This is a genomic window from Paraburkholderia strydomiana, from assembly GCF_031456815.1.
Taxonomy (GTDB): Bacteria; Pseudomonadota; Gammaproteobacteria; order Burkholderiales; family Burkholderiaceae; genus Paraburkholderia; species Paraburkholderia caledonica.
Genome location: NZ_JAVDVL010000002.1, coordinates 193,995 through 212,982, shown reverse-complemented (window position 1 = coordinate 212,982; position 18,988 = coordinate 193,995). Strand labels below are relative to the sequence as shown.

Annotated in this window: 18 protein-coding genes and 2 tRNA genes; 7 read left to right on the top strand and 13 right to left on the bottom strand. The window is 62.0% G+C overall.

What is annotated here, in order from left to right; genetic code table 11:
* Window positions 1–21 precede the first annotated feature (21 nt).
* Together phoB and phoR are read left to right on the top strand one after the other, a co-directional pair.
* Window positions 22–723 (top strand): phosphate regulon transcriptional regulator PhoB, encoded by a 702-nt coding sequence (phoB, locus tag J2W46_RS06520; RefSeq protein ID WP_006051991.1) that lies wholly within the window; start codon window positions 22–24, stop codon window positions 721–723.
* A 54-nt stretch (window positions 724–777) separates the two neighbouring features.
* Complete coding sequence (gene phoR, locus J2W46_RS06515; RefSeq protein ID WP_214877387.1) at window positions 778–2,091, top strand: phosphate regulon sensor histidine kinase PhoR; 1,314 nt, start codon at window positions 778–780, stop codon at window positions 2,089–2,091.
* Window positions 2,092–2,184: 93 nt separating this feature from the next.
* Here phoR and ppk1 read toward each other — a convergent pair whose 3' ends face one another.
* Window positions 2,185–4,248, bottom strand: a complete 2,064-nt coding sequence (gene ppk1 / locus J2W46_RS06510) for a polyphosphate kinase 1 (RefSeq protein ID WP_027804861.1) — start codon at window positions 4,246–4,248, stop codon at window positions 2,185–2,187.
* Between the two features lie 202 nt (window positions 4,249–4,450).
* Between ppk1 and ppx the strand changes: the two genes are divergently transcribed.
* Window positions 4,451–6,076: an exopolyphosphatase gene (gene ppx, locus J2W46_RS06505; protein WP_020069444.1), complete on the top strand. Its 1,626-nt coding sequence runs from the start codon at window positions 4,451–4,453 to the stop codon at window positions 6,074–6,076.
* A 111-nt stretch (window positions 6,077–6,187) separates the two neighbouring features.
* Here the strand turns inward: ppx and J2W46_RS06500 are convergent, their stop codons facing one another.
* From J2W46_RS06500 to J2W46_RS06470, 7 genes are all read right to left on the bottom strand, one after another.
* Window positions 6,188–7,000 (bottom strand): GNAT family N-acetyltransferase, encoded by an 813-nt coding sequence (locus J2W46_RS06500; protein ID WP_020069445.1) that lies wholly within the window; start codon window positions 6,998–7,000, stop codon window positions 6,188–6,190.
* A 196-nt stretch (window positions 7,001–7,196) separates the two neighbouring features.
* Window positions 7,197–7,655, bottom strand: coding sequence for a phosphohistidine phosphatase SixA (gene sixA, locus J2W46_RS06495; protein ID WP_310352295.1), 459 nt, complete (start codon window positions 7,653–7,655; stop codon window positions 7,197–7,199).
* A 255-nt stretch (window positions 7,656–7,910) separates the two neighbouring features.
* A tRNA-Pro gene (locus J2W46_RS06490) sits at window positions 7,911–7,987 on the bottom strand.
* Window positions 7,988–8,060: 73 nt separating this feature from the next.
* Window positions 8,061–8,219, bottom strand: coding sequence for a DUF3309 family protein (locus J2W46_RS06485; RefSeq protein ID WP_020069447.1), 159 nt, complete (start codon window positions 8,217–8,219; stop codon window positions 8,061–8,063).
* A 516-nt stretch (window positions 8,220–8,735) separates the two neighbouring features.
* Complete coding sequence (locus J2W46_RS06480; protein ID WP_020069448.1) at window positions 8,736–8,912, bottom strand: hypothetical protein; 177 nt, start codon at window positions 8,910–8,912, stop codon at window positions 8,736–8,738.
* A gap of 379 nt (window positions 8,913–9,291) precedes the next feature.
* Window positions 9,292–10,644, bottom strand: a complete 1,353-nt coding sequence (locus tag J2W46_RS06475) for an MATE family efflux transporter (RefSeq protein WP_310352292.1) — start codon at window positions 10,642–10,644, stop codon at window positions 9,292–9,294.
* Window positions 10,641–10,949 (bottom strand): DUF2288 domain-containing protein, encoded by a 309-nt coding sequence (locus J2W46_RS06470; RefSeq protein ID WP_027804863.1) that lies wholly within the window; start codon window positions 10,947–10,949, stop codon window positions 10,641–10,643. Before J2W46_RS06470 ends, J2W46_RS06475 begins: the two co-directional genes overlap by 4 nt.
* Window positions 10,950–11,061: 112 nt before the next feature.
* On the opposite strand from J2W46_RS06470, the gene J2W46_RS06465 reads away from it, so the two are divergent.
* Window positions 11,062–11,802 (top strand): pentapeptide repeat-containing protein, encoded by a 741-nt coding sequence (locus J2W46_RS06465; protein WP_310352290.1) that lies wholly within the window; start codon window positions 11,062–11,064, stop codon window positions 11,800–11,802.
* Between the two features lie 839 nt (window positions 11,803–12,641).
* Here the strand turns inward: J2W46_RS06465 and J2W46_RS06460 are convergent.
* From J2W46_RS06460 to J2W46_RS06450, 3 genes are all read right to left on the bottom strand, one after another.
* Window positions 12,642–12,968: a hypothetical protein gene (locus tag J2W46_RS06460; protein WP_310352288.1), complete on the bottom strand. Its 327-nt coding sequence runs from the start codon at window positions 12,966–12,968 to the stop codon at window positions 12,642–12,644.
* 207 nt (window positions 12,969–13,175) lie between these two features.
* Window positions 13,176–13,892 (bottom strand): peptidoglycan DD-metalloendopeptidase family protein, encoded by a 717-nt coding sequence (locus J2W46_RS06455; RefSeq protein ID WP_020069453.1) that lies wholly within the window; start codon window positions 13,890–13,892, stop codon window positions 13,176–13,178.
* A 174-nt stretch (window positions 13,893–14,066) separates the two neighbouring features.
* A complete protein-coding gene (locus J2W46_RS06450) occupies window positions 14,067–14,975 on the bottom strand; it encodes an aldose epimerase family protein (RefSeq protein ID WP_310352285.1) in 909 nt (302 codons plus the stop codon).
* Between J2W46_RS06450 and J2W46_RS06445 the strand changes: the two genes are divergently transcribed.
* The 3 genes from J2W46_RS06445 to J2W46_RS06435 all read left to right on the top strand — a co-directional run bounded on the left by J2W46_RS06445 (window position 14,974) and on the right by J2W46_RS06435 (window position 16,600).
* A complete protein-coding gene (locus J2W46_RS06445) occupies window positions 14,974–15,282 on the top strand; it encodes a hypothetical protein (protein ID WP_310352283.1) in 309 nt (102 codons plus the stop codon). The genes J2W46_RS06450 and J2W46_RS06445 overlap by 2 nt on opposite strands.
* A gap of 342 nt (window positions 15,283–15,624) precedes the next feature.
* Entirely contained in the window at window positions 15,625–16,455 is an 831-nt protein-coding gene (locus tag J2W46_RS06440) for an undecaprenyl-diphosphate phosphatase (protein WP_310352280.1), read from the top strand.
* Window positions 16,456–16,523: 68 nt separating this feature from the next.
* Window positions 16,524–16,600, top strand: a tRNA-Arg gene (locus J2W46_RS06435).
* 73 nt (window positions 16,601–16,673) lie between these two features.
* Here J2W46_RS06435 and J2W46_RS06430 read toward each other — a convergent pair.
* Window positions 16,674–17,057, bottom strand: a complete 384-nt coding sequence (locus tag J2W46_RS06430) for a DUF427 domain-containing protein (RefSeq protein WP_027804864.1) — start codon at window positions 17,055–17,057, stop codon at window positions 16,674–16,676.
* A 260-nt stretch (window positions 17,058–17,317) separates the two neighbouring features.
* Window positions 17,318–18,895: an acid phosphatase gene (locus J2W46_RS06425; RefSeq protein WP_088173521.1), complete on the bottom strand. Its 1,578-nt coding sequence runs from the start codon at window positions 18,893–18,895 to the stop codon at window positions 17,318–17,320.
* Window positions 18,896–18,988 lie beyond the last annotated feature (93 nt).

Here is an 18,988-nt window from a genome sequence, read left to right as displayed (position 1 = left end):
AGATAAGGACCAGAGGTGCCGATGCCCAGCAGCATTCTCGTCATTGAAGATGAGCCCGCGATTTCCGAACTGATTTCGGTCAATCTTCAACACGCCGGACACTGCCCGATTCGCGCGTACAACGCCGAGCAGGCGCAGAACCTGATCAGCGACGTATTGCCCGACCTCGTCCTGCTCGACTGGATGCTGCCGGGCAAGTCGGGTATTGCGTTCGCACGCGACCTGCGCAACAACGAGCGTACCAAGCACATTCCGATCATCATGCTGACCGCGCGCGGCGATGAACAGGACAAGGTGCTCGGCCTCGAAATCGGCGCCGACGACTACGTCACCAAGCCGTTTTCCCCGAAAGAATTGATGGCGCGCATCAAGGCGGTTCTGCGCCGCCGCGCGCCGCAATTGACCGAAGACGTCGTCGCGATCAATGGATTGAAGCTCGATCCGGCAACGCATCGTGTCGCGGCGCACGCGGAAGGCAGCGAGATCAAACTCGATCTCGGCCCGACCGAATTCCGTTTGCTGCATTTCTTCATGACGCATCCCGAGCGCGTGCACAGCCGCACGCAACTGCTCGACCAGGTATGGGGTGACCACGTGTTCGTCGAAGAGCGCACGGTGGACGTGCACATCAAGCGTCTGCGCGCGGCCCTCAAGCCGGCCGGCTGCGATGCTATGATCGAGACGGTCCGCGGCAGCGGCTACCGTCTGGCCAAAAGCGCTTGATCGCTTGATCAATGGGTAGCGGCGCGCTCGCCGCTCTCTTCGAACGTTTAGACCATGAACATCATCTGGGCGCGCTCCATCGTTTCGATCGTGCTGCTCGCCATACTGTGCGTGGTGGTCGGCGCATTGGTCAATGTGAAGGCAGCATTGATCCTCGCGGTCGTAATGCTGCTTCTGCAAAGCTTCTTCGGTACCTTTCATAAAGAGCGCTTGTGGCGTTTGCTCGACGCGCCGGTTTACGGCGAAGTGCCGAGCGCGCCTGGCATCTGGGGCGAAATCTATTACCGTTTGCACAAGCTCGCGAAGCGCTGGCATGCACAGGTGCGCCAGGTCGAGCAGCAACATTCGCGGTTCATTCAGGCAATTCAGGCGTCGCCGAACGGCGTCGCGATGCTCGACGACCACGATCAGATTGAGTGGTGTAACGCCATTTCCGAAGTGCATTTCGGGCTCGACGCGAAGCGCGACTTGCGTCAACACATCACGCATCTGGTGCGTCAGCCGGACTTCGTGCGTTATCTGAACTCGCACCACTACGAAGAGATGCTGATCATGCGCGGCATGGGCGAGAAGCGGCAGAACGTGCTCTCCGTGCAAGTGTTCCCTTACGGCGAGAACCGCAAGCTCGTGCTGTCGCAAGACATCACCGAACTTGAGCGCACCGACGCGATGCGGCGTGACTTCGTCGCCAATGTGTCTCATGAACTGAAGACGCCGCTCACGGTGCTCTCCGGTTTTCTCGAGACGATGCGCGAGTTGCCGTTGGCCGAAACCGAGCGCGCGCGTTATCTTGAGTTGATGGAGCAGCAGGCGTCTCGCATGCGCCATATCGTGAACGATCTACTCGTGCTCGCGAAACTCGAAGGCGATAACAAGCCGCCGAGTGATCAGATGATCGACATGCGCGCCGTATTGCGGCACTTGCGTGACGACGCGGAGAGCCTGTCGAGCGACCATCACAAGATTACATTCGACGCCGACGAGGGGCTCACGGTGACCGGCGTCGAGACGGAGATTCTGAGCGCGTTAGGCAACCTGGTGACCAACGCCATTCGCTATACGCCCGACGGCGGCGCGATCAAAGTCAGCTGGCAGGCGCAAAGCGGCGCTGCCGTGTTCTCCGTGACGGATAGCGGCCTGGGTATTCCGGCTGCCGACATTCCACGGCTAACCGAGCGCTTTTATCGTGTCGATCGCAGCCGCTCGCGCGACACCGGCGGCACGGGCCTGGGACTCGCGATCGTGAAGCATGTGCTGCAACGGCACGATGCGCAACTCGACGTGAAAAGCGAGGAAGGGCGCGGCAGTACTTTTACCGTGAGATTCCCGGTGTACCGCACGACGCGGCGGCAACCGGCGCATGCGTGAGAAGCACTCGCTTAAAAGAAAAGCCCGCTAGAAAGCGGGCTTTTCTTATATATGTGGCCGCGTTCACCCGCTCGACGCGGAGTGCGCGGCCCTTCACGGACAGAACTTCGTCAACAGACTCATTTGCGCATTGCGCGAGGACTTGCCGGGACGCCGCCGACGATAGTGCCCGTCGCTTTGCATCAGCCACGCAGACTGGTTGTCGCCGAGAAACGCGGACAGGCCTTCTGCAATCACACGCCGTTTGAGCCGCCGATTGTTGATGGGAAACGCAACTTCCACGCGGCGGAAGAAGTTGCGATCCATCCAGTCCGCGCTCGACAGATACACCTGCTCGCGGCCGTCGTCGTAGAAATAGTAGATGCGATGATGTTCGAGAAAGCGCCCGACAATCGAGCGCACCGTGATGTTTTCCGACAGGCCCGGCACGCCCGGCTGCAACGAGCACACACCACGCACGATCAAGTCGATCTTCACGCCGGCCTGCGATGCTTCGTATAACTCTGCGATCACCGTGGGTTCGAGCAGCGCGTTCATCTTCGCGACAATGCGCGCTTTTTTGCCGGCGCGCGCATGCTCCGCTTCGGCGCGAATTGCTTCCACGAGTTTCGGATGCAACGTGAACGGCGACTGCCATAACTCGTGCAGCTTGAGTTCGCCGCCAATGCCGGTCAGTTGCTGAAAAACGTGGTGCACGTCTTCGCAGATTTTCTGATCCGCGGTCATCAGGCCGAAGTCGGTGTAAAGGCGTGCAGTGCGCGGGTGATAATTGCCGGTGCCCAGATGCACGTACCGCTTGAGCGTCATCTTGCCGCCCACCGTTGCGCGCCGCACGATCAGCATCATCTTTGCGTGGCACTTGTGGCCCACCACGCCGTACACCACATGCGCGCCGACAGCTTCGAGTTGCGAGGCCCAGTTGATGTTCGTCTCTTCGTCAAAGCGCGCAAGCAGTTCGACCACCACCGTGACTTCCTTGCCGTTGCGCGCGGCTTGCATGAGCGCGTCCATCAGCGGCGAGTCGGTGCCCGTGCGATAAATCGTCTGCTTGATGGCGACGACGTTTGGATCTTTCGCAGCCTGCAGCAGCAGTTCGAGAACCGGCTGAAAACTTTCGTACGGATGATGCAGCAGCACGTCGCCCTGATCGATCACGTCGAACATGCTCGCTGCGTTGGCAATGGCGGAAGGGATCGCGGGAATGTGCGGCACGAACTTCAGATCGGGCCGATCCACCATCTCCGGCAATTGCATCAGACGCACGAGATTGACGGGGCCGTCCGCGTAATAGCAGTCCTTGTTCGACAGGCCGCTCTCGTCGAGCAGGCGCCGCACGACATGCGCGGGTGTCTCCGCGGATACTTCGAGGCGTACCGCGTTACCCAGATGCCGCGCGGGAAGTTCGCCCTGTAGCGCGACGCGCAGATTCGTGATTTCGTCTTCGTCGACGAACAGTTCGCTGTTGCGCGTAATGCGAAACTGATTGCAACTTCGCACGACGAGGTTCGGAAACAGCTCGCCGACAAAGCGCTGCAATAGCGAACTCAACAGCACGAAACCATGCGGATAGCCCGACAGTGCCTGCGGCATCCGCACGAGGCGCGGCAACGCGCGCGGTGCCTGCACGATGCCCATCATCGCCTGACGGCCGAACGCGTCTTTGCCCTCGAGTTCGACGACGAAGTTCAGGCTCTTGTTCAGCACACGCGGAAACGGATGCGCCGGATCGAGGCCGATCGGCGTGAGCACGGGCAGGAGTTCGTCGAAGAAGTAGTTACGCGCCCATTCGGTCTGCGCTTCGCTCCAGGCTTCGGTGCCGTGAAAGTAGATGCCTTCTGCTTCCAGCGCGGTGAACACGGTGTCGTGCAGCATGGTGTACTGCCGATGCACGAGCTTTTGCGCCCGCTCGACCACGAGGTCGTAGACATGCTGCAGCGACATGCCGTCGGGCGATAGCGCACCGGGGTTGTCGCGCATTTGCTCCTGCAGTCCGGCCATGCGGACTTCGAAGAATTCGTCGAGATTGCTACTGGTGATGCAGATGAAGCGCAGGCGTTCGAGCAAAGGGACGGCGGGGTCGGCGGCTTGCGCCAACACACGCTCGTTGAAACCCAGAATGCCCAGCTCGCGATTCAATAAGGGGTAGCGGATGGACATCGGCAGCGAGAATGGAATGTCAGATATGGAGGCAGAAAGACGCTCGGAAATTCTCACAGTATGATGACGTTGTTATGACATTCTCAATGTTATAAATTCTACGCTGTATTCCTCGCCTGTCGTCAATATGACGCAGTCCGTATGGGACCATGGGGCACCCCCATCTCCGCGAGGTGACATCGTGAGCTCCGGTACGCTTAGAATGGCGTCTTTGAACAGCGCGGCCGGCCGCAAGACGAAGGGAACCTCGCGTGACGGTCCCGCCTTGCTCACATCCACCGCTGCCGCGCTCGCGCGCATGGAGTCCGCATACCCGATGGTCAATACCCCACAACTCCTTGCTGCAGTCGACCTTGGTTCGAACAGCTTCCGGCTGATCGTCGGCCGGGTCGAGGAAACCGACGCGGGCAGCCAGATTTATCAGGTCGATGCATTGCGAGAGCCCGTGCGGCTCGCCGCCGGTCTGTCGCGCGACAAGATGCTCGATCGCGCGTCACAGGTGCGCGGCTGGGATGCACTGAAGCGCTTTGGCGAGCGGCTGCGCGACTTTCATCCCGACCACGTTCGCGCGGTCGCGACCAACACATTGCGAATCGCGAAGAATGCGGGCGAATTCCTCGGCGAAGCACAAGCCGCGCTAGGCTTCCCGATCGAGGTGATTGCCGGCCGCGAGGAAGCGCGGCTGATTTACGCCGGGGCAGCACACTCCGTGCCCGCGAGCCCGGGCAAGAGGCTCGTGGTCGATATCGGCGGCGGCTCGACGGAGTTCATCATCGGCTCGCACTACACGCCGATCAAGATGGAAAGCCTGTACATCGGCTGCGTGAGCCACAGCCGGGCATTTTTCCCGTCAGGCAACGTCGACGAATACACGATGCGTCAGGCCGAGCTTGCAGCAGGCCGCGAAATCCAGATCATTTCGGCCGAATACAAGAAAACCGGCTGGGAGCAGGCAATTGGCTCGTCCGGCACGGCGCGTGCCCTTGCGGAACTCGTCGAGGCAAACGGCTTTAACGATGCAGGCATCACGCACGGCATTTCGCGCGGGGGCCTCGAGCGTTTGAAGCGTGCGCTGATCAAGGCGGAGAACGTCAATCGTCTTAAGCTGGTTGCGTTGAAGGGCGACCGGATCCCGGTGCTGGCGGGCGGCCTCTCGATCATGATCGCGGTGTTCGACGAACTAGGCGTCGATTACGTCGATACGACAGATGGCGCTTTGAGACTCGGCGTGCTCTACGATCTGCTCGGTCGTTCGCAACACGAAGACATGCGCACGGTCACAGTGGAAGGCTTCATGCGCCGCTATGGCGTGGATCGTCCGCAGGCCGGGCGCATCGGCGAGCTGGCGGTGCGCTTTTACGATCAGTTCGCGGAGCCCGACGAAGAACGCCGCCAGGAGAACCGCATGTTTCTCGGCTGGGCGGCGGCTTTGCACGAAATCGGCTTGTCGATCTCGCACAGCGCCTATCACAAGCATTCGGCTTATATCACGAGCAATGCAGACATGCCCGGCTTTTCGCGCACCGACCAGGCGCGGCTTGCAGCGCTCGTGCTCGGTCATGCAGGCAAGCTCGGCAAGCTGTCGCAAACGCGCGAAGTGGAGTGGCCGCTGCTGTTCTGTTTGCGGCTCGCTGCACTGCTATGCCGTCGGCGTGCCGATGTCGGTCTGCCTGGCATCACGGTCGCGCAGGCCAACGGCGGATATGAGGTGCGTTTGCCTAACGAGTGGGTCGCCAATAATCCGCTTACGGACTACAGCCTGATCCAGGAAGCCGCGGAGTGGGAAAAGGTTGGCATTCCGTATCGAGTGGTCTATACGGACGAGTGACGTGTCGATGTCCGGTTCCGTCCGTACGTAGGCAGAGCAAGCGGCACATGTAGAAAAGCCCGGGTTTTACCGGGCTTTTCTGTTTCTGCTTGCAAGCTCGCTCAAGCGTTGTCAGCGCGGCAATGCATCGCCGAGGAAGTGGCGCGCATAGCGGGCGTTGATGTCCGACAGACGGAACAGCGTCAGAAAATCGGCGGTATTGAAATCAGGATCCCATGCCGGTGCGCCGCAAATCTTCGCACCTAGTCGCAGATATCCTTTGACGAGCGGTGGCGGTGCGACATTCGCGCCGGTCTGCAGTTCGTCGACGGGCAGCGGCGTGTGCGGAAATGCGCGATATTCCGGCGCGGTCAGCGCGCTATCGCGCAGCGAGCAATAGAGGTTCGCCGCATAGTGCCCGCCGTCGACCATCGCGACGCTCGCGCAGCCGAGCATCGTCTCGTAACCGTTGTGCTTCATATAAGCCGCGAGTCCAGCCCACAGCGACATGATGACGGAGCCGCTGCGATAGTCGGCGTGCACACACGAGCGGCCGACTTCGACCATCTTCGCGCGCAGGTGAGTGAGACGCGAGACGTCGAACTCGCTTTCCGCGTACAGACGTCCGATGCGCGCCGCCTGATGCGGCGGCAACGCGCGATAGGTGCCAACCACTTTCAGGGTGTCTAGATCGCGCACCAGCAGGTGATCGCAGTACGAATCGAACGGATCGACGTCGAGGCCTGCGGGGCCGCTCAGGCGAGCGCCCATTTCGTCGGCGAACACGCGGTAACGCAGGCGCTGCGCCTCGCGAAGCTCTTCGTCGGTGCGAGCCCACGTGACTCGCAGTCGGTGCTGGGCGGTGACCGTCTCTTCGGCGCGGGGCAGGCGACGCGACTCGAAGATCGAAGCGAGGGGCAGGGTAGGCGTCGGCAGTTCTCGCATTGGGGCGTCCTGGTCGAAAAAAGGATGAGTCTTTTTTCGCCAATGTAGTAACGCCCGGTGACGCTCGCATGGCAAAGCCGTGACGATTGGATGACTGTATGAAAGCTGCGGGTGCCGCGTCGCTTGCCGGGCGGCGTTCCTCGTACTCGCCGCGCCGGGCTTGCGGACGTTGGCGGTGCGCCGTTTGCCGCTCGAATCAGACGAGTTCGGGCGTCATCGCTGCGAGCAGCACCGCCTGGTCGTCGCCGTGGCGCTCGCGGCTGGCGATCCACCATAGGCCTGCTTTCTTGAGCGGCCAGCTGGCGTCGCTGTTCGCAAGCAGCTTTGCGGCAACGTGGCCGAGCGTCGGCTGATGACCCACGATCACCACCGTTTCGGCGATGCCCTTCGGCCAGCCGGATGCGGTGAGCACGTCTTGCGCGCTTGCATTCGGCGCGAGCTCGCGCACGACACGGTATTGATCGCTCAACGTCTCCGCGGTCTGGATGGTCCGCACCGCCGGACTGGCGAGGATCACGGCGTCGTCGGGCAGACGCGTGCGCAGCCACTTGGCGACGTGTTGCGCCTGCTTGCGGCCACGAGTGGTGAGTGCGCGGGCGAGATCCGTGGCGGCGCAGTCCTCGGCTTCGGCGTGACGCCAGAGAATCAGATTCATGCGTGGCTCCTCGAGTCTGGATGCGGGTGTTGCAGTGCTTTGCATGCGGCGCTGCACGGTTCCGAGGCTGGGGCGCGGGCTTGAAGTCCAGCGGGGCAGCTTGCTCCGTCGGCTGAACCGCGCTTCGGTTGCAATTGTTTTAGCAGATCGCGAGCCTGGCCTCGGACTCATCTGCGTTCATTCGGATGCAAAAAGCAAAAACCCGCGAAGCCGGAGGCGACGCGGGTTTTTGTGATGCCGTTGCTGCTTTTTTCGTGGTCGGAGCGAAAGGATTCGAACCTTCGACCCTCTGATCCCAAATCAGATGCGCTACCAGGCTGCGCTACGCTCCGACGAATCCGAGATTCTACGTGGCTTTAGGTGCCAGAGTCAATCGCGAATTGCGTCGGAGTGAAAATAGCCGCGTCATATGCGTCCCATGAGCAGCAACACGATGACGATGATCAGCACAACACCGAGCAGGCCGGTCGGGCGGTAGCCCCAGCCGCTGCTGTACGGCCAGGTCGGCAACGCGCCGATCAGCAGCAGGATGAGCACGATGAGTAGGATGGTTCCGATTGTCATTTGAGTTCTCCCTGTCCGGCTCCGACGAATGCCGGGCCGCATGGTTCGTTGATCCGACGCAAATTGCCCGTCGCGATGAGCGACCTGCAACGTGCGCTGCTTGCAGCCAGCCAATCAGCAATGCGTGTGCCTAAGCTTGTACTGCTGGCTGTGCGCCACGCGGAACGTTGGAGAGAGGCAATGCTTGACGACGCGGACAAGTCGGAGGTGCAACAAAGGCAGTGGTAAGTCGGCGGGCGAAACAGAGCGTGACGAGGCGCAGTAGAGCACACAGTGACAAAGCTGGACGGAGAGAGCAGGCCAGACGAAGGCCAAGGCCGGACAGGGAGGGTCAGGACCGGCGCTTGACGGGAAAGGCTCAAGGCGGGACAGATCTGGGCGTGACAGGCTCAGGCGCAACCCGGCCAGCCGTGGCGCCTCAATCGCAACATGAGCAGACGACACACCTCGACCGACACGACAGCGCCCCTCCCGCAACCGCGGGACACCCTGCAATCGAACGAGGCACAAAAACCTTCAGTGCCGGCGGCGCTTCCAGTGCGGCATGTGCACATGCTGATGAGTCAGCCAGTGATGCAGCATGCCTTCGCCGTGTTCGCGTCGATATGTCTTCGATTCAAAAATCGAAAGTGCGAGCAGCACGGCGAGGCCGATCCCGAGTCCGACCAGACCGGCAACCGATTCAGCGTCCATGGCAGTCTCCTTTGACGTTCTGCTGTGACTTTATAGTAGGTCACGCATCGCGAAACGGCAGAGCGGACTGCGCGCGCCGCGTCATGGAACGAGCGTTGCGGGTAGACTCTCGCGCTCCGCAGCTTCGTATCCCCGGCGCTCACGCCTTGCGTTCCTTCCCATAAGAGAGACTACCGTCCATGTTCCGTGTTTCGATGATTGCCTTGTTCCTGAGTGCCGGTGTCGCGGGTTGTGCAAACGAACCATTCGGCCACCACGCGGCCCCGCCGCAGGATCCCGCGGATTATCATGGTGTGCCCACCGACACCCGTCCGCCCGCAATGGTGCCCGCGCCGGTAGCGCGTTGAGCGCCAGCGGGAAAACCGACGGGCCCTCGCCGCTACACCCCCACGCTCGCCACCACTTTCGTCAGATGACGCGCAAGCGTCACCCCACGCGCGGCCATGAAGACAAGCATCGCGGCCCACAGGCCATGGTTGCCGTACAGCATGAGCAGCGGCCACGAGGCGCCGACGAAAATCGCGAACGACAAGACCATCGACGTCATCAATTCTCGCGTGCGTGTTGCGCCGATAAACACGCCGTCGAGCACATAGCCGCCTACTGACACCACCGGCGAGAGCGCCGCCCAAGGCAGATAACGCTCGCCCGTGGCACGCACGGCTGCCTGATCGGTCAGGCGCTCGACGATCCACGAACCCAGCCCCGCATACACGAGTGCGAAGCCGAGCGCGCCGAGCGCCGACCATAGCGCCGTAACCTTGATGGCCTGGACGAACGCGTGCCGGTCGCGCGCGCCGATTGCCGCGCCGACTAGCGCCTCGGCGGCATGTGCGAAGCCGTCGAGTCCGTAAGCCATGAAGGTCTGAAAGTTCAGCAGCAGCGCGTTCGCGGCGAGCGTCGCGTCGCCCTGTTTCGCTCCGAGGTGCGCAAACCAGCCGAACGACAGCAGCAGGCACAGCGTGCGAAAAAAGATATCGCGATTGAGAACGATCAGGCGTCGCAGCGCCGCGGCGTCGAAGAGCGCCTGCCGGTTGAGCGCGGGCAGGCCGCGCGACCTGCCGTGCCACAACAGTGCCGCGCCGAGCACGAAGCCGAGCGCGTCGGCGGTGGCAGTGGCCGCGCCGATTCCCGCAACGCCCCAATTGAACACATACACATACAGGAACACCGCGACGATGTTCACGCCGTTGATAAACACCTGCGACAACAGCGCGAGACGCACGCGTTGCGTGCCGAGCAGCCAGCCGAGTACCACGTAGTTGCCGAGCGCGAGCGGGGCGGCCCAGATGCGCGCGTGGCAGTAGAGGCGTGCGTTGCGCTGCACGGCGTCGCTTCCGCCGATGGCGCGCAAAGCGTAATCGATCAGCGGCACCTGGAGCGCGAGTATTGCGGCGCCGATCACGGCCGCGAGCAATAGTGCTCGCACGACGTTATCGCGCAATGCCGCATGGTCGCCCGCACCGTGCGCCTGCGCGACAAGGCCGGTCGTGCCCATGCGCAAGAAGCCGAAGCCCCAGAACACGAAGTTGAAGAAGAGTCCGCCAAGCGCGACGCCGCCGAGATACGCCGCTCCGTCCAGATGACCGGCGACGGCGGTATCCACGGCGCCGAGAATCGGCTGAGTCAGATTGGCGAGAACGATCGGAAATGCAAGCGCAAGCACGCGGCGATGCCAGCGCACCGGCAGCGCGGGCGCCGTATGTTCGACGCCTGACGCCGCTTCGCTCAATGGCGTTCCTGCACGCAAATCCATGGAGAAACGACCACGGCCCAAAGGTCAGGGTCGCGCGCGGCGAAGTCCGCGGCGGTCTCGGACTGCACTCGCTCGACAAGTCCCGCCGACAGCCATTGCGTGATCTGCGCGGTGTCGTCGCTGGCAATGGCTTCGGCCACGCTCACGAGATCGAGGTCGCTCGCGACGCGTAACAGCATGCCCCGCGCGAAGAAGCGTTCCAGTTCCGGCCAGCCGATTTTCGCTGTTTCGGCGAGGAGCTTGGCGTACAGGGGGCTATGGGCGGCGTCGTTGGAAGTCATCGTAAGCGGGTTCTGGCGGGGTCGATACTATAAACCATCGGCGCAAGCAGCCGGCGCGGCACGCATTCCGGTACGCTTAAGCCCTTCGCAATTCGTCCGATTCTGAACCTTCATGTCACTCGATTCAACCGCGCCGGCTCCGGGCGCGCCAGTTCACGAAGTGGCCGGCGCCACGCTCACTCGCGCCGACGTCGAGCAACTGATCGCGGCAAGCGCCGTCGCGAACAGGCAGGCGAGCGGCGCGCCGCTCGTCTTCAACGATTGCGATCTGGAAGGCGCCGATCTTTCGCGGCTCGACTTGCGCGGCGCGCAGTTCCACCGCTGCGCGCTTGCCGAGGCTTCGTTTTTCGGCGCAACGCTTGCGCAGACACGCTGGGTTCGTTGCCGGGCGCGCCAGGCCGATTTTGCATCGGCGGATCTCGTGGATGCGGCATTCCAGTCGAGTGATCTGAACAACACGAACTGGCGGCGCGCCAAGCTCGCCTCCGCGTCGTTTCGCGGCTGCAAGCTGACCGGCGCGAACTTCGAGGCGTGCACGGCGCTGGGCCTGAGCTTCGTCGAAACGCTGCTGGTCGGCGCGCATTTGCGCGGCCTGTCGTTCCGCAAGGCGACGCTGCATCAACTCGATTTCTCCGACGCCGACCTCGCGGGCGTCGATTTCCGCGAGGCGATTTTCGATGGCGGCAGCCTCAAGGACGCACACTTGAAGGGCGCACGGTTCGACGGCGCCGATCTGCGCGAGGCTGACTTGAGCGGCGTGCGGCTGGTAGACGCGGCCCTCTTCAAAGGCGCGACGATTTCGCATCTACAGGCTGCGGTGCTCATCACCGAGCTTGGATTGCGAGTCATGTAAAGCCCCGGCGAAACCCGGCCGGATTATGACTTTCGGCCGACTTGTGCGGAACCGCACGAATGACTAACATCTGATTTATTCAACGCCTGAAACCTGGGATTTTAAGCGGTTTATTTGTCGGTGGATTTGAGGCGAGTTTAGAGTTTCGCCATTCGCGGATTCTCATGAGGGGTTATTGGACGTGAGCAACGCGTGCTGATTCCGATTATTTAATTGAATTGGTGCGGTGGCGCACCTAGCGTTTTTAACACCAACGGTCCGCGAATAAGGCGAGGCGCCAGCGCTGGAAAGAGAGGCGCGTTATTTGTCAGCCTTGTTGCAATGAAGTGATTCAGAGCCTTGCTACGAAAGGGTTTGCGGGCGTACTAACACGCTTGAACCACCAGGCTACTAACCTGCCTACTACCGAGCCGGCCTGATTTATTAGGCGGTTATTGCCTATGTTTTCGGTTCACATAATGCGAAATCCGTGCGTCGCATCACATTGCTGTCGAAATTAAGATATTGCGCTTGTAAAACCGGGTTGTTAAATTTCGTTCTGGCGCATGGTGAACCGGTCCTTTGCCGATATGCGCCGAACCCCCGTTAGCCCGGCCTCGCGCCGGGCTTTTTTTTGGGCAGACCTTTAATTGCCGTCACCGCGATTACACACGCCGCGCGGATCATAAAAGCTTACCTTTTCTTTCCTCGGTTATGACCTGGGTAATCATATTCGTTGCCGCGTGGCCAATTGCATTCGGAGCGTTGCTGGCGTTCGCCGCACGCATCGAACCGCGGTCGGGGCGTTGGGTGCGCGGCCGGCTGCACTTCGTGCAACCCGGCAGCGTGGTACGCATGCTTTACTGCTTGCAGCGGATTACCATCGAGCGGTTTTTCACGTTCGCCCCAAAAATTCCGCCGACGGTGCCGCCCGAAGTCGCGCCGTTGTCGACATCTTTTGATACGACGTCGTAGCCATAATTGCCACAGACTTCACCGGCGCGCTTGTAGCATTCGGCCCAGCTCGTGCTGGCGTCGCTGCCGCTGCAGTTGATCGCAAAGCCGGTGTCGCCGCTTGGCAGATAAGTCATGTTGGTGGTGGTCGAGCAGCCGCTGAGGCCGCCCAATGTCAGCAGGCCCACGCTGATCGCTGCGGCCGTCGCCACGGACGCAAATGCGCTCTTCATTGCAGATTCCCTTACAGATGACATGAAAGACGTGGCGCGAAGCCACGCGTGTCGGATTGAGCGTTTATAGCACGCAGGGTTCCCCTGTCAGTCCGTGTAACGCGGTGCTCCGGATGCGCGGACTGTAGCGCCGCGAGCCAGGCGGCGCGCCAGCTGCAGGCTGTCGCCACGCCTACGTCGCGTCTAACGTCACGTCTAACGCCACGTCTAACGTGCGGGCAGCGCACGCGACGGGTCGATCGAGCGGCCCTGATAGCGCAGCTCGAAGTGCAGCATGACCCGATTGGTATCGGTGTCGCCAACCTCGGCGATTTTCTGGCCTTGCGCGACGGTTTCGCCTTCCTTCACGAACAGCACGCGATTGTGCGCGTAGGCGGTCAGATACTCCGCGTTGTGCTTCAGAATCAGCAGATTGCCGTAGCCGCGCAGCCCGTTGCCCGCGTAGACGACTGTGCCGGCCGCTGCCGCAACCACAGGCGTGCCCGCTGGAGCGGAGATGTCGATGCCCTTTGAGTTTCCGCCGTCAAAGCCGCGAATGACATTGCCGTTGGTCGGCCACACGAGCGAGATCGACGACGCCGGCGGGGAAGAGGGCGCGCTCTCGACCGGCGCGGAACGCGGCGCGGCGGAAGCACTCGCGCTCCCGTTGCCGCTGCTGCGCACGGCGCCGTTCGTCGAAGCCGCGCCGTTGGGCGGATCGACACGCAGTACTTGCCCGACCTCGATGCTGTCGGGGTTCGTCAGGTTATTCCAGCGCACGATGCTTTGCACCGACTGGTGATGACTACGCGCGATCTTCGACAGTGTGTCGCCCCGTTCGACGCGATAAAAGCCCGGCCCCACCGGCGCCGACCCGCACGCGGCGATGAGCGCCACCAACGACACGCACGCGAGTCGTTTGATAATTCTTGTTGTTTCAGACATTGGACCTCGCAAAGCGCTGCCGCGCGCCGATCCCGATCACGCGGCAGGTAGATACAAAGCATCTGATTCTAACGGTTTTGCGTTGCAGCATCGGAAAAACGGGCATTGGGCGCGCTCGGCATCTCGCGCAATCGAGCCGCGCGCACGTGACCGCTGCGCCCGTGTGACCGGAAATTAGTCGAGTTTTCCGACGCTGACGCGCAGCGCCGCAACCTCGGTCTTGCCCGGATCGAGCCAGCGCAGGCCCATGCCGTTATGAATCGCGTCGGGCAGCCCGAGCCACGGTTCGACGCAGTAGAAGTCGGACTCCGCCGCTTCCGTCCATGTCGTCACCGCGTACCAGGGCACGGAGTTCGGCCGCTGCAGATCGATGGTGATCACCCGACCGAGCCCAGGCGCGATCAACCGTACCGGTCGTTCCGGTGCGCCCGTGAGGCAGTGGAAGCGGTCGTGAATGCGTGCTTCGTCGAGTGTGTAACGCGCTTCGCCCGGCTCGGCCGCGCTGATCGAGCCGTCTGCCTGCTGGAAGCGCCTTTCAGTGCGCGGCAATTCGAGCGACGTCTCGGCACGTTGCCGGTGCGGCAGCGTGAAGTAAAAGTGATGGCCGGCGTAATAGGGCAGCGGTGCGTCGCCGGTGTTGGCGGTCGTCAGCGTGACTTCGAGCTTGTGCGCGTCGATCAGCGTGTAGGCCGCCTCGAAGCGGAAGCCGAACGGATAACCGCCGCGCGTGGCGTCGCTATCGGTGAGCACGAGGCGCAGGCCCGCGCCGTGCACGTCGGCGTGAGCGTCGAACGGAAGGTCGCGTGCAAAGCCGTGCATGGGCAGCTCGCGGACCGTGCCCTGCGCGTCTCGCCAGTAGCCGATCTTGCCGTCCACGCGATGACGTCCGAGAAACGGAAACAGCAGCGGGTTGCCGCCGCGGATGCGCGCGGGCTGACTCCAGTCGGCGTGCTCGGGCCAATGGATCACCTCTTCGCCGTCGATGATCCACGAAAGCAGACGGCCGCCGGCTTGCGGCGCGAAGCGGAGCACGGAGGCGTCCTGAGCGATTTCGAGAATGTCCTGCTGCGGGGAAAGAGGCATGGTCGATGGTGTGATGGAGTTAGTGGTAGACGCGCCGGACGCGACAACTGCAGCAGCCGCGACTTCCGGTACCGGCGGAAACGACGATTTTGCTCTGCTTTACGCTACGGGGAAACCCTTCTGGGGAAATTGCGGGTGTCGCAAGCGGCCGATCGTTGCCGATAATCCGTCTCACTGCCCGGTGATATCTACCGCCGGGCGAGATCGCTCAGGAGGGGTTATGGATCTCGCAATGGCAATGGGTGTCGCTCTCTTCGGCATGTTCACTGCAAGCACGGTCTACTTCTTTTACAAGCTCGAGCGCTGATCTGCGTGCTCGCCCGCTGTTTGCTCGCTCGCTTCAAACGATGCGTCGCGTCGCCCATGCGAGCGGCTTGCATTTCGTAAGCTTGACGACTTCTCGAACGCTGTAATCCCGCGTTCGCCGTTAGGCGATTGAAAGGATGCTGTCTCCCAACGGCCCTTTTCGTTTGCGTTTCGCGTAGCGACAGTCTTATGTCGTGACGCAGCGCGTCAATATCTCCCCGAATGTGGCCCAAACGCTTGGCGCTGACTTGTCAGCCAGGCATAATCGGTGCGCTTTTTAACGCGCCGGGTAATTCGTTGTGCGGCGCGCTGTCCCCGACATCTTCCTTACAAGGACTGCCGCGTGAATCTGTCGTTTCTTATCTTCCTGAGCGTGCTGCAAGGCGTGACCGAACTTTTCCCGGTGAGCAGCCTCGGTCATACGCTGCTCGTGCCAGCATTGTTCGGCATGCATATCGATAAACACGCGCCGCAGTTGCTGCCGTTTCTCGTCGCCTTGCACCTCGGTACGGCCTTCGCGCTGCTGTGGTATTTCCGCGAGCGTTGGTGCGCACTCGTGCGCGGCTTCTTCGCGTCGTTCGGCGGCCGCCGTAACGACGATGCTCACATGATGTGGGCGCTCATCATCGGCACGATTCCGGCTGGGCTCGTCGGCCTGCTGCTCGAGAAGCGGCTCGAACGGATCTTCCACGACCTGCGTATCGTGGCAATCGCGCTGATCGTCAACGGCGTGCTGTTGTGGCTGGGCGATCGCCTGCAGCGTTCGCGCGCGCATCAGGCGCCGGAGAAAATGGGTTTTGGTCAGGCGTTCCTCGTCGGCCTCGCCCAAGTCGGCGCGCTGATTCCCGGATTTTCGCGCAGCGGCCTCACGATGATTGCCGGCAATGCCGCTGGCCTCACGGCGGAGAAAGCCGCGGAGTTCTCGTTCCTGCTCGGCACGCCGATCATTTTCGCAGCCGGTTTGCTCGAGGTACCGAAGCTTTTCCATGCACCGGGCCAACTCGCGGACGCACTGCTCGGCGGCGTGCTGACCGCCATCGCCGCGTATCTGAGCGTGCGTTTTCTGATGCGCTATTTCGAAGGCCGCGGACGTCTTGCTTCGTTCGGCGTGTACTGCGTGATCGCGGGCATCGTGTTCCTTTGCTGGTTTGCGTTGCATCCGCAGCCGGTCTGATAATGTGCGATGTGCCCGCCGCGTTCTGGCGGGCATGAGGCGATCGGTTATAATCCGGGCCGACCTTTGCGGCGGTAGCTCAATTGGATAGAGCACAGGTCTTCTAAACCTGAGGTTGTGAGTTCGATCCTCGCCCGCCGCGCCATTGCCCGCATGTCAAGAATCCCATCTACCGAATCCGGTGATGGGATTTTTTTATTGCCTTGCGTTTTCCCGCGTTACGACAGCGCTTGCACGTCGATCGAATCGACGCGGTCGGGATAGAACGCGAGATGCTGGGCTATCTCTTTCACGGCCGCGTACGGCGACTCGTAGGTCCACACTGCATTGACCGCGCGCTCCCCGCCCGGCGTGATGCTGTAGTACGCACACTCGCCTTTGTACGGGCAGTAGGTCGTGTGGTCGGTACGCGCGAGCAGGTTCATGTCGGCGTCGTTGCGCGGAATGTAATACACCGCCGGATAAGACGCTTCGCGCAGCACGAGCGCCTTTTCCGTGTCGGCGATCACGCGGCCCGCCACCGTCACGACAACGCGAGCCCGCGCGGGCTCGACGCTAATCGGATGATCGGCGCCGGGGACCTTGATGGTTCTTTCAGTCATGCTGTCGAACTCCTGATGATCGGGCGAAATGACGTCGACGCAAACCGTCGAGCCTGTAGCGCAGCATACGCTCGTCGAGTCCGATGCGCCGCGCCGAAGGTCACCGGCCATCACGCCCATATCACGGCTGCGGGTCTATGCGTCGCGCCAATCAATCGCGCCAATAAATCGCGCCAATAAAAATGGGCAGCCGAAGCTGCCCGTCGAAAGCCGCGCCGCAAGGCCGGCTGTTGCTTACCAGTGCCGCTGCGCTGTCGCGCTTACTGCCTGACGTTCAGTGCGGCGGTCAGATCGCCCATCGGCTTGCCGCCGTTGGCGACGAGCGCCGAGTCGCGCGCCGCGATGCCCGGGAGCGTCGGCAGCGAGAAACGGTGCGTGATGAAGCGCAGGATCGAAGTCGTGTCGTATTGCGTGTGATCGACGAAACCCTTCTTCGCGAACGGCGAGATGATCAGCGCCGGAATACGCGTGCCCGGACCCCAGCGATCCGCCTTGGGCGGCGCGACGTGATCCCAGAAGCCGCCGTTTTCGTCATAAGTGACGACCACCAGCATGTTGTTCCACTGCGGGCTCTTCTGCAGATGCGAAATCACGTCCGCGATATGCTGGTCGCCCGACGCGACGTCGGTATAGCCCGGGTGCTCGTTCAGGTTGCCTTGCGGCTTGTAGAACGTCACTTGCGGCAGCGTGCCGCTGTCGATCGCCTTGATGAACTCCGAGCCGCCGAGGCCGCCGTCCAGCAGATGCTGCGAGCGGTTTGCCGTGCCCGGTGCGAGATCCGCGAAGTAGTTGAACGGCTGATGATGCGGCTGGAAATTAGGCGCCGTCAGGTTCGCGCCGTAAATCACGTTCGACGTGCCGTTCTGGGCGGCGCTCAACGCCGCGCCCCACGCGCCGCCGTACCATGCCCACGACACCTTCGCATTGTTCAGCAGATCGCCGATGTGTTGCTGCGTCTGCGCGGGCAACGTGGTGGCCGCGCCCGGATCGGCGAGATTCGCGTCGCCGCCCGAGGCCGCCTTGTTGCCGCTCGGCTGATACGGCGGCTGCATCGTGTTGATCGCGTAGAAGTCGGGCGTGAGGTTGCCGGACAGCACGAACTTCGGCGGCCCATTGAGCGACGAAGCCGGCGAATTGGACGCGACCTTGAGCGTCACGCCGTCGCTTTCGACGGCCGAAATCGAACCGGCCGCCGGGCTCTTGTCCGCGTTCGGATAGGTCGGCGTGCACGCGCACACGAGCCACTGGTGATTCAGAAACGAGCCGCCGAATGCGCCCATGAAAAAGTTATCGGCAAGCGTGTACTGCTGCGCGATCTTCCACAGCGGCAGCTTGTCCGCATTGAGCGTGTAATGGCCCATGACGAGGCCGCCCGAATCGGCCCATGCGGCGAACTTGTCGTTCTTTCCGCCGTCGATCTGCATCTGGTTCTCATAGAAGCGGTGATACAGATCGCGCGTCGTCGCGGTGATCGGCGTGTTGAAACCGTTGGGGTCGTCGATCGCGAACGGGCTGTTCGGCAAGTTGGCCGTCATGGCCTGCGTGACGACCGGCGTCACGCCGGTTTGCGTGAGGCCGTTCCAGACCTGCGGGAGCGTCGCGAGCGTGGAGCCGTCGCGATCCAACTGCTTCGCGCTCGCCGCGCTCACGTTCTGCAAACCGTTGGCACCAGGGAAGTTGCCGTACAGGTTGTCGAAGCTGCGGTTTTCCGCGTAGATCACCACAACGTTCTTGATCGACGTGATGTCCGGTTGCGTAACCTCGTTGCCGCCGCATGCATAAAGGCTTAACGCTGCAGCGATCGCCAACGGCGCCGCGCAGATCAGTTTCTTGTTCATCTTTGTAAGTTCTCTCTCTCGCGTTGGGGACGGGCCGCGTGCGTTTGATAGCTCGATGACCGCCCGCGAAAGTGTGGCGATGCAATTTGACAG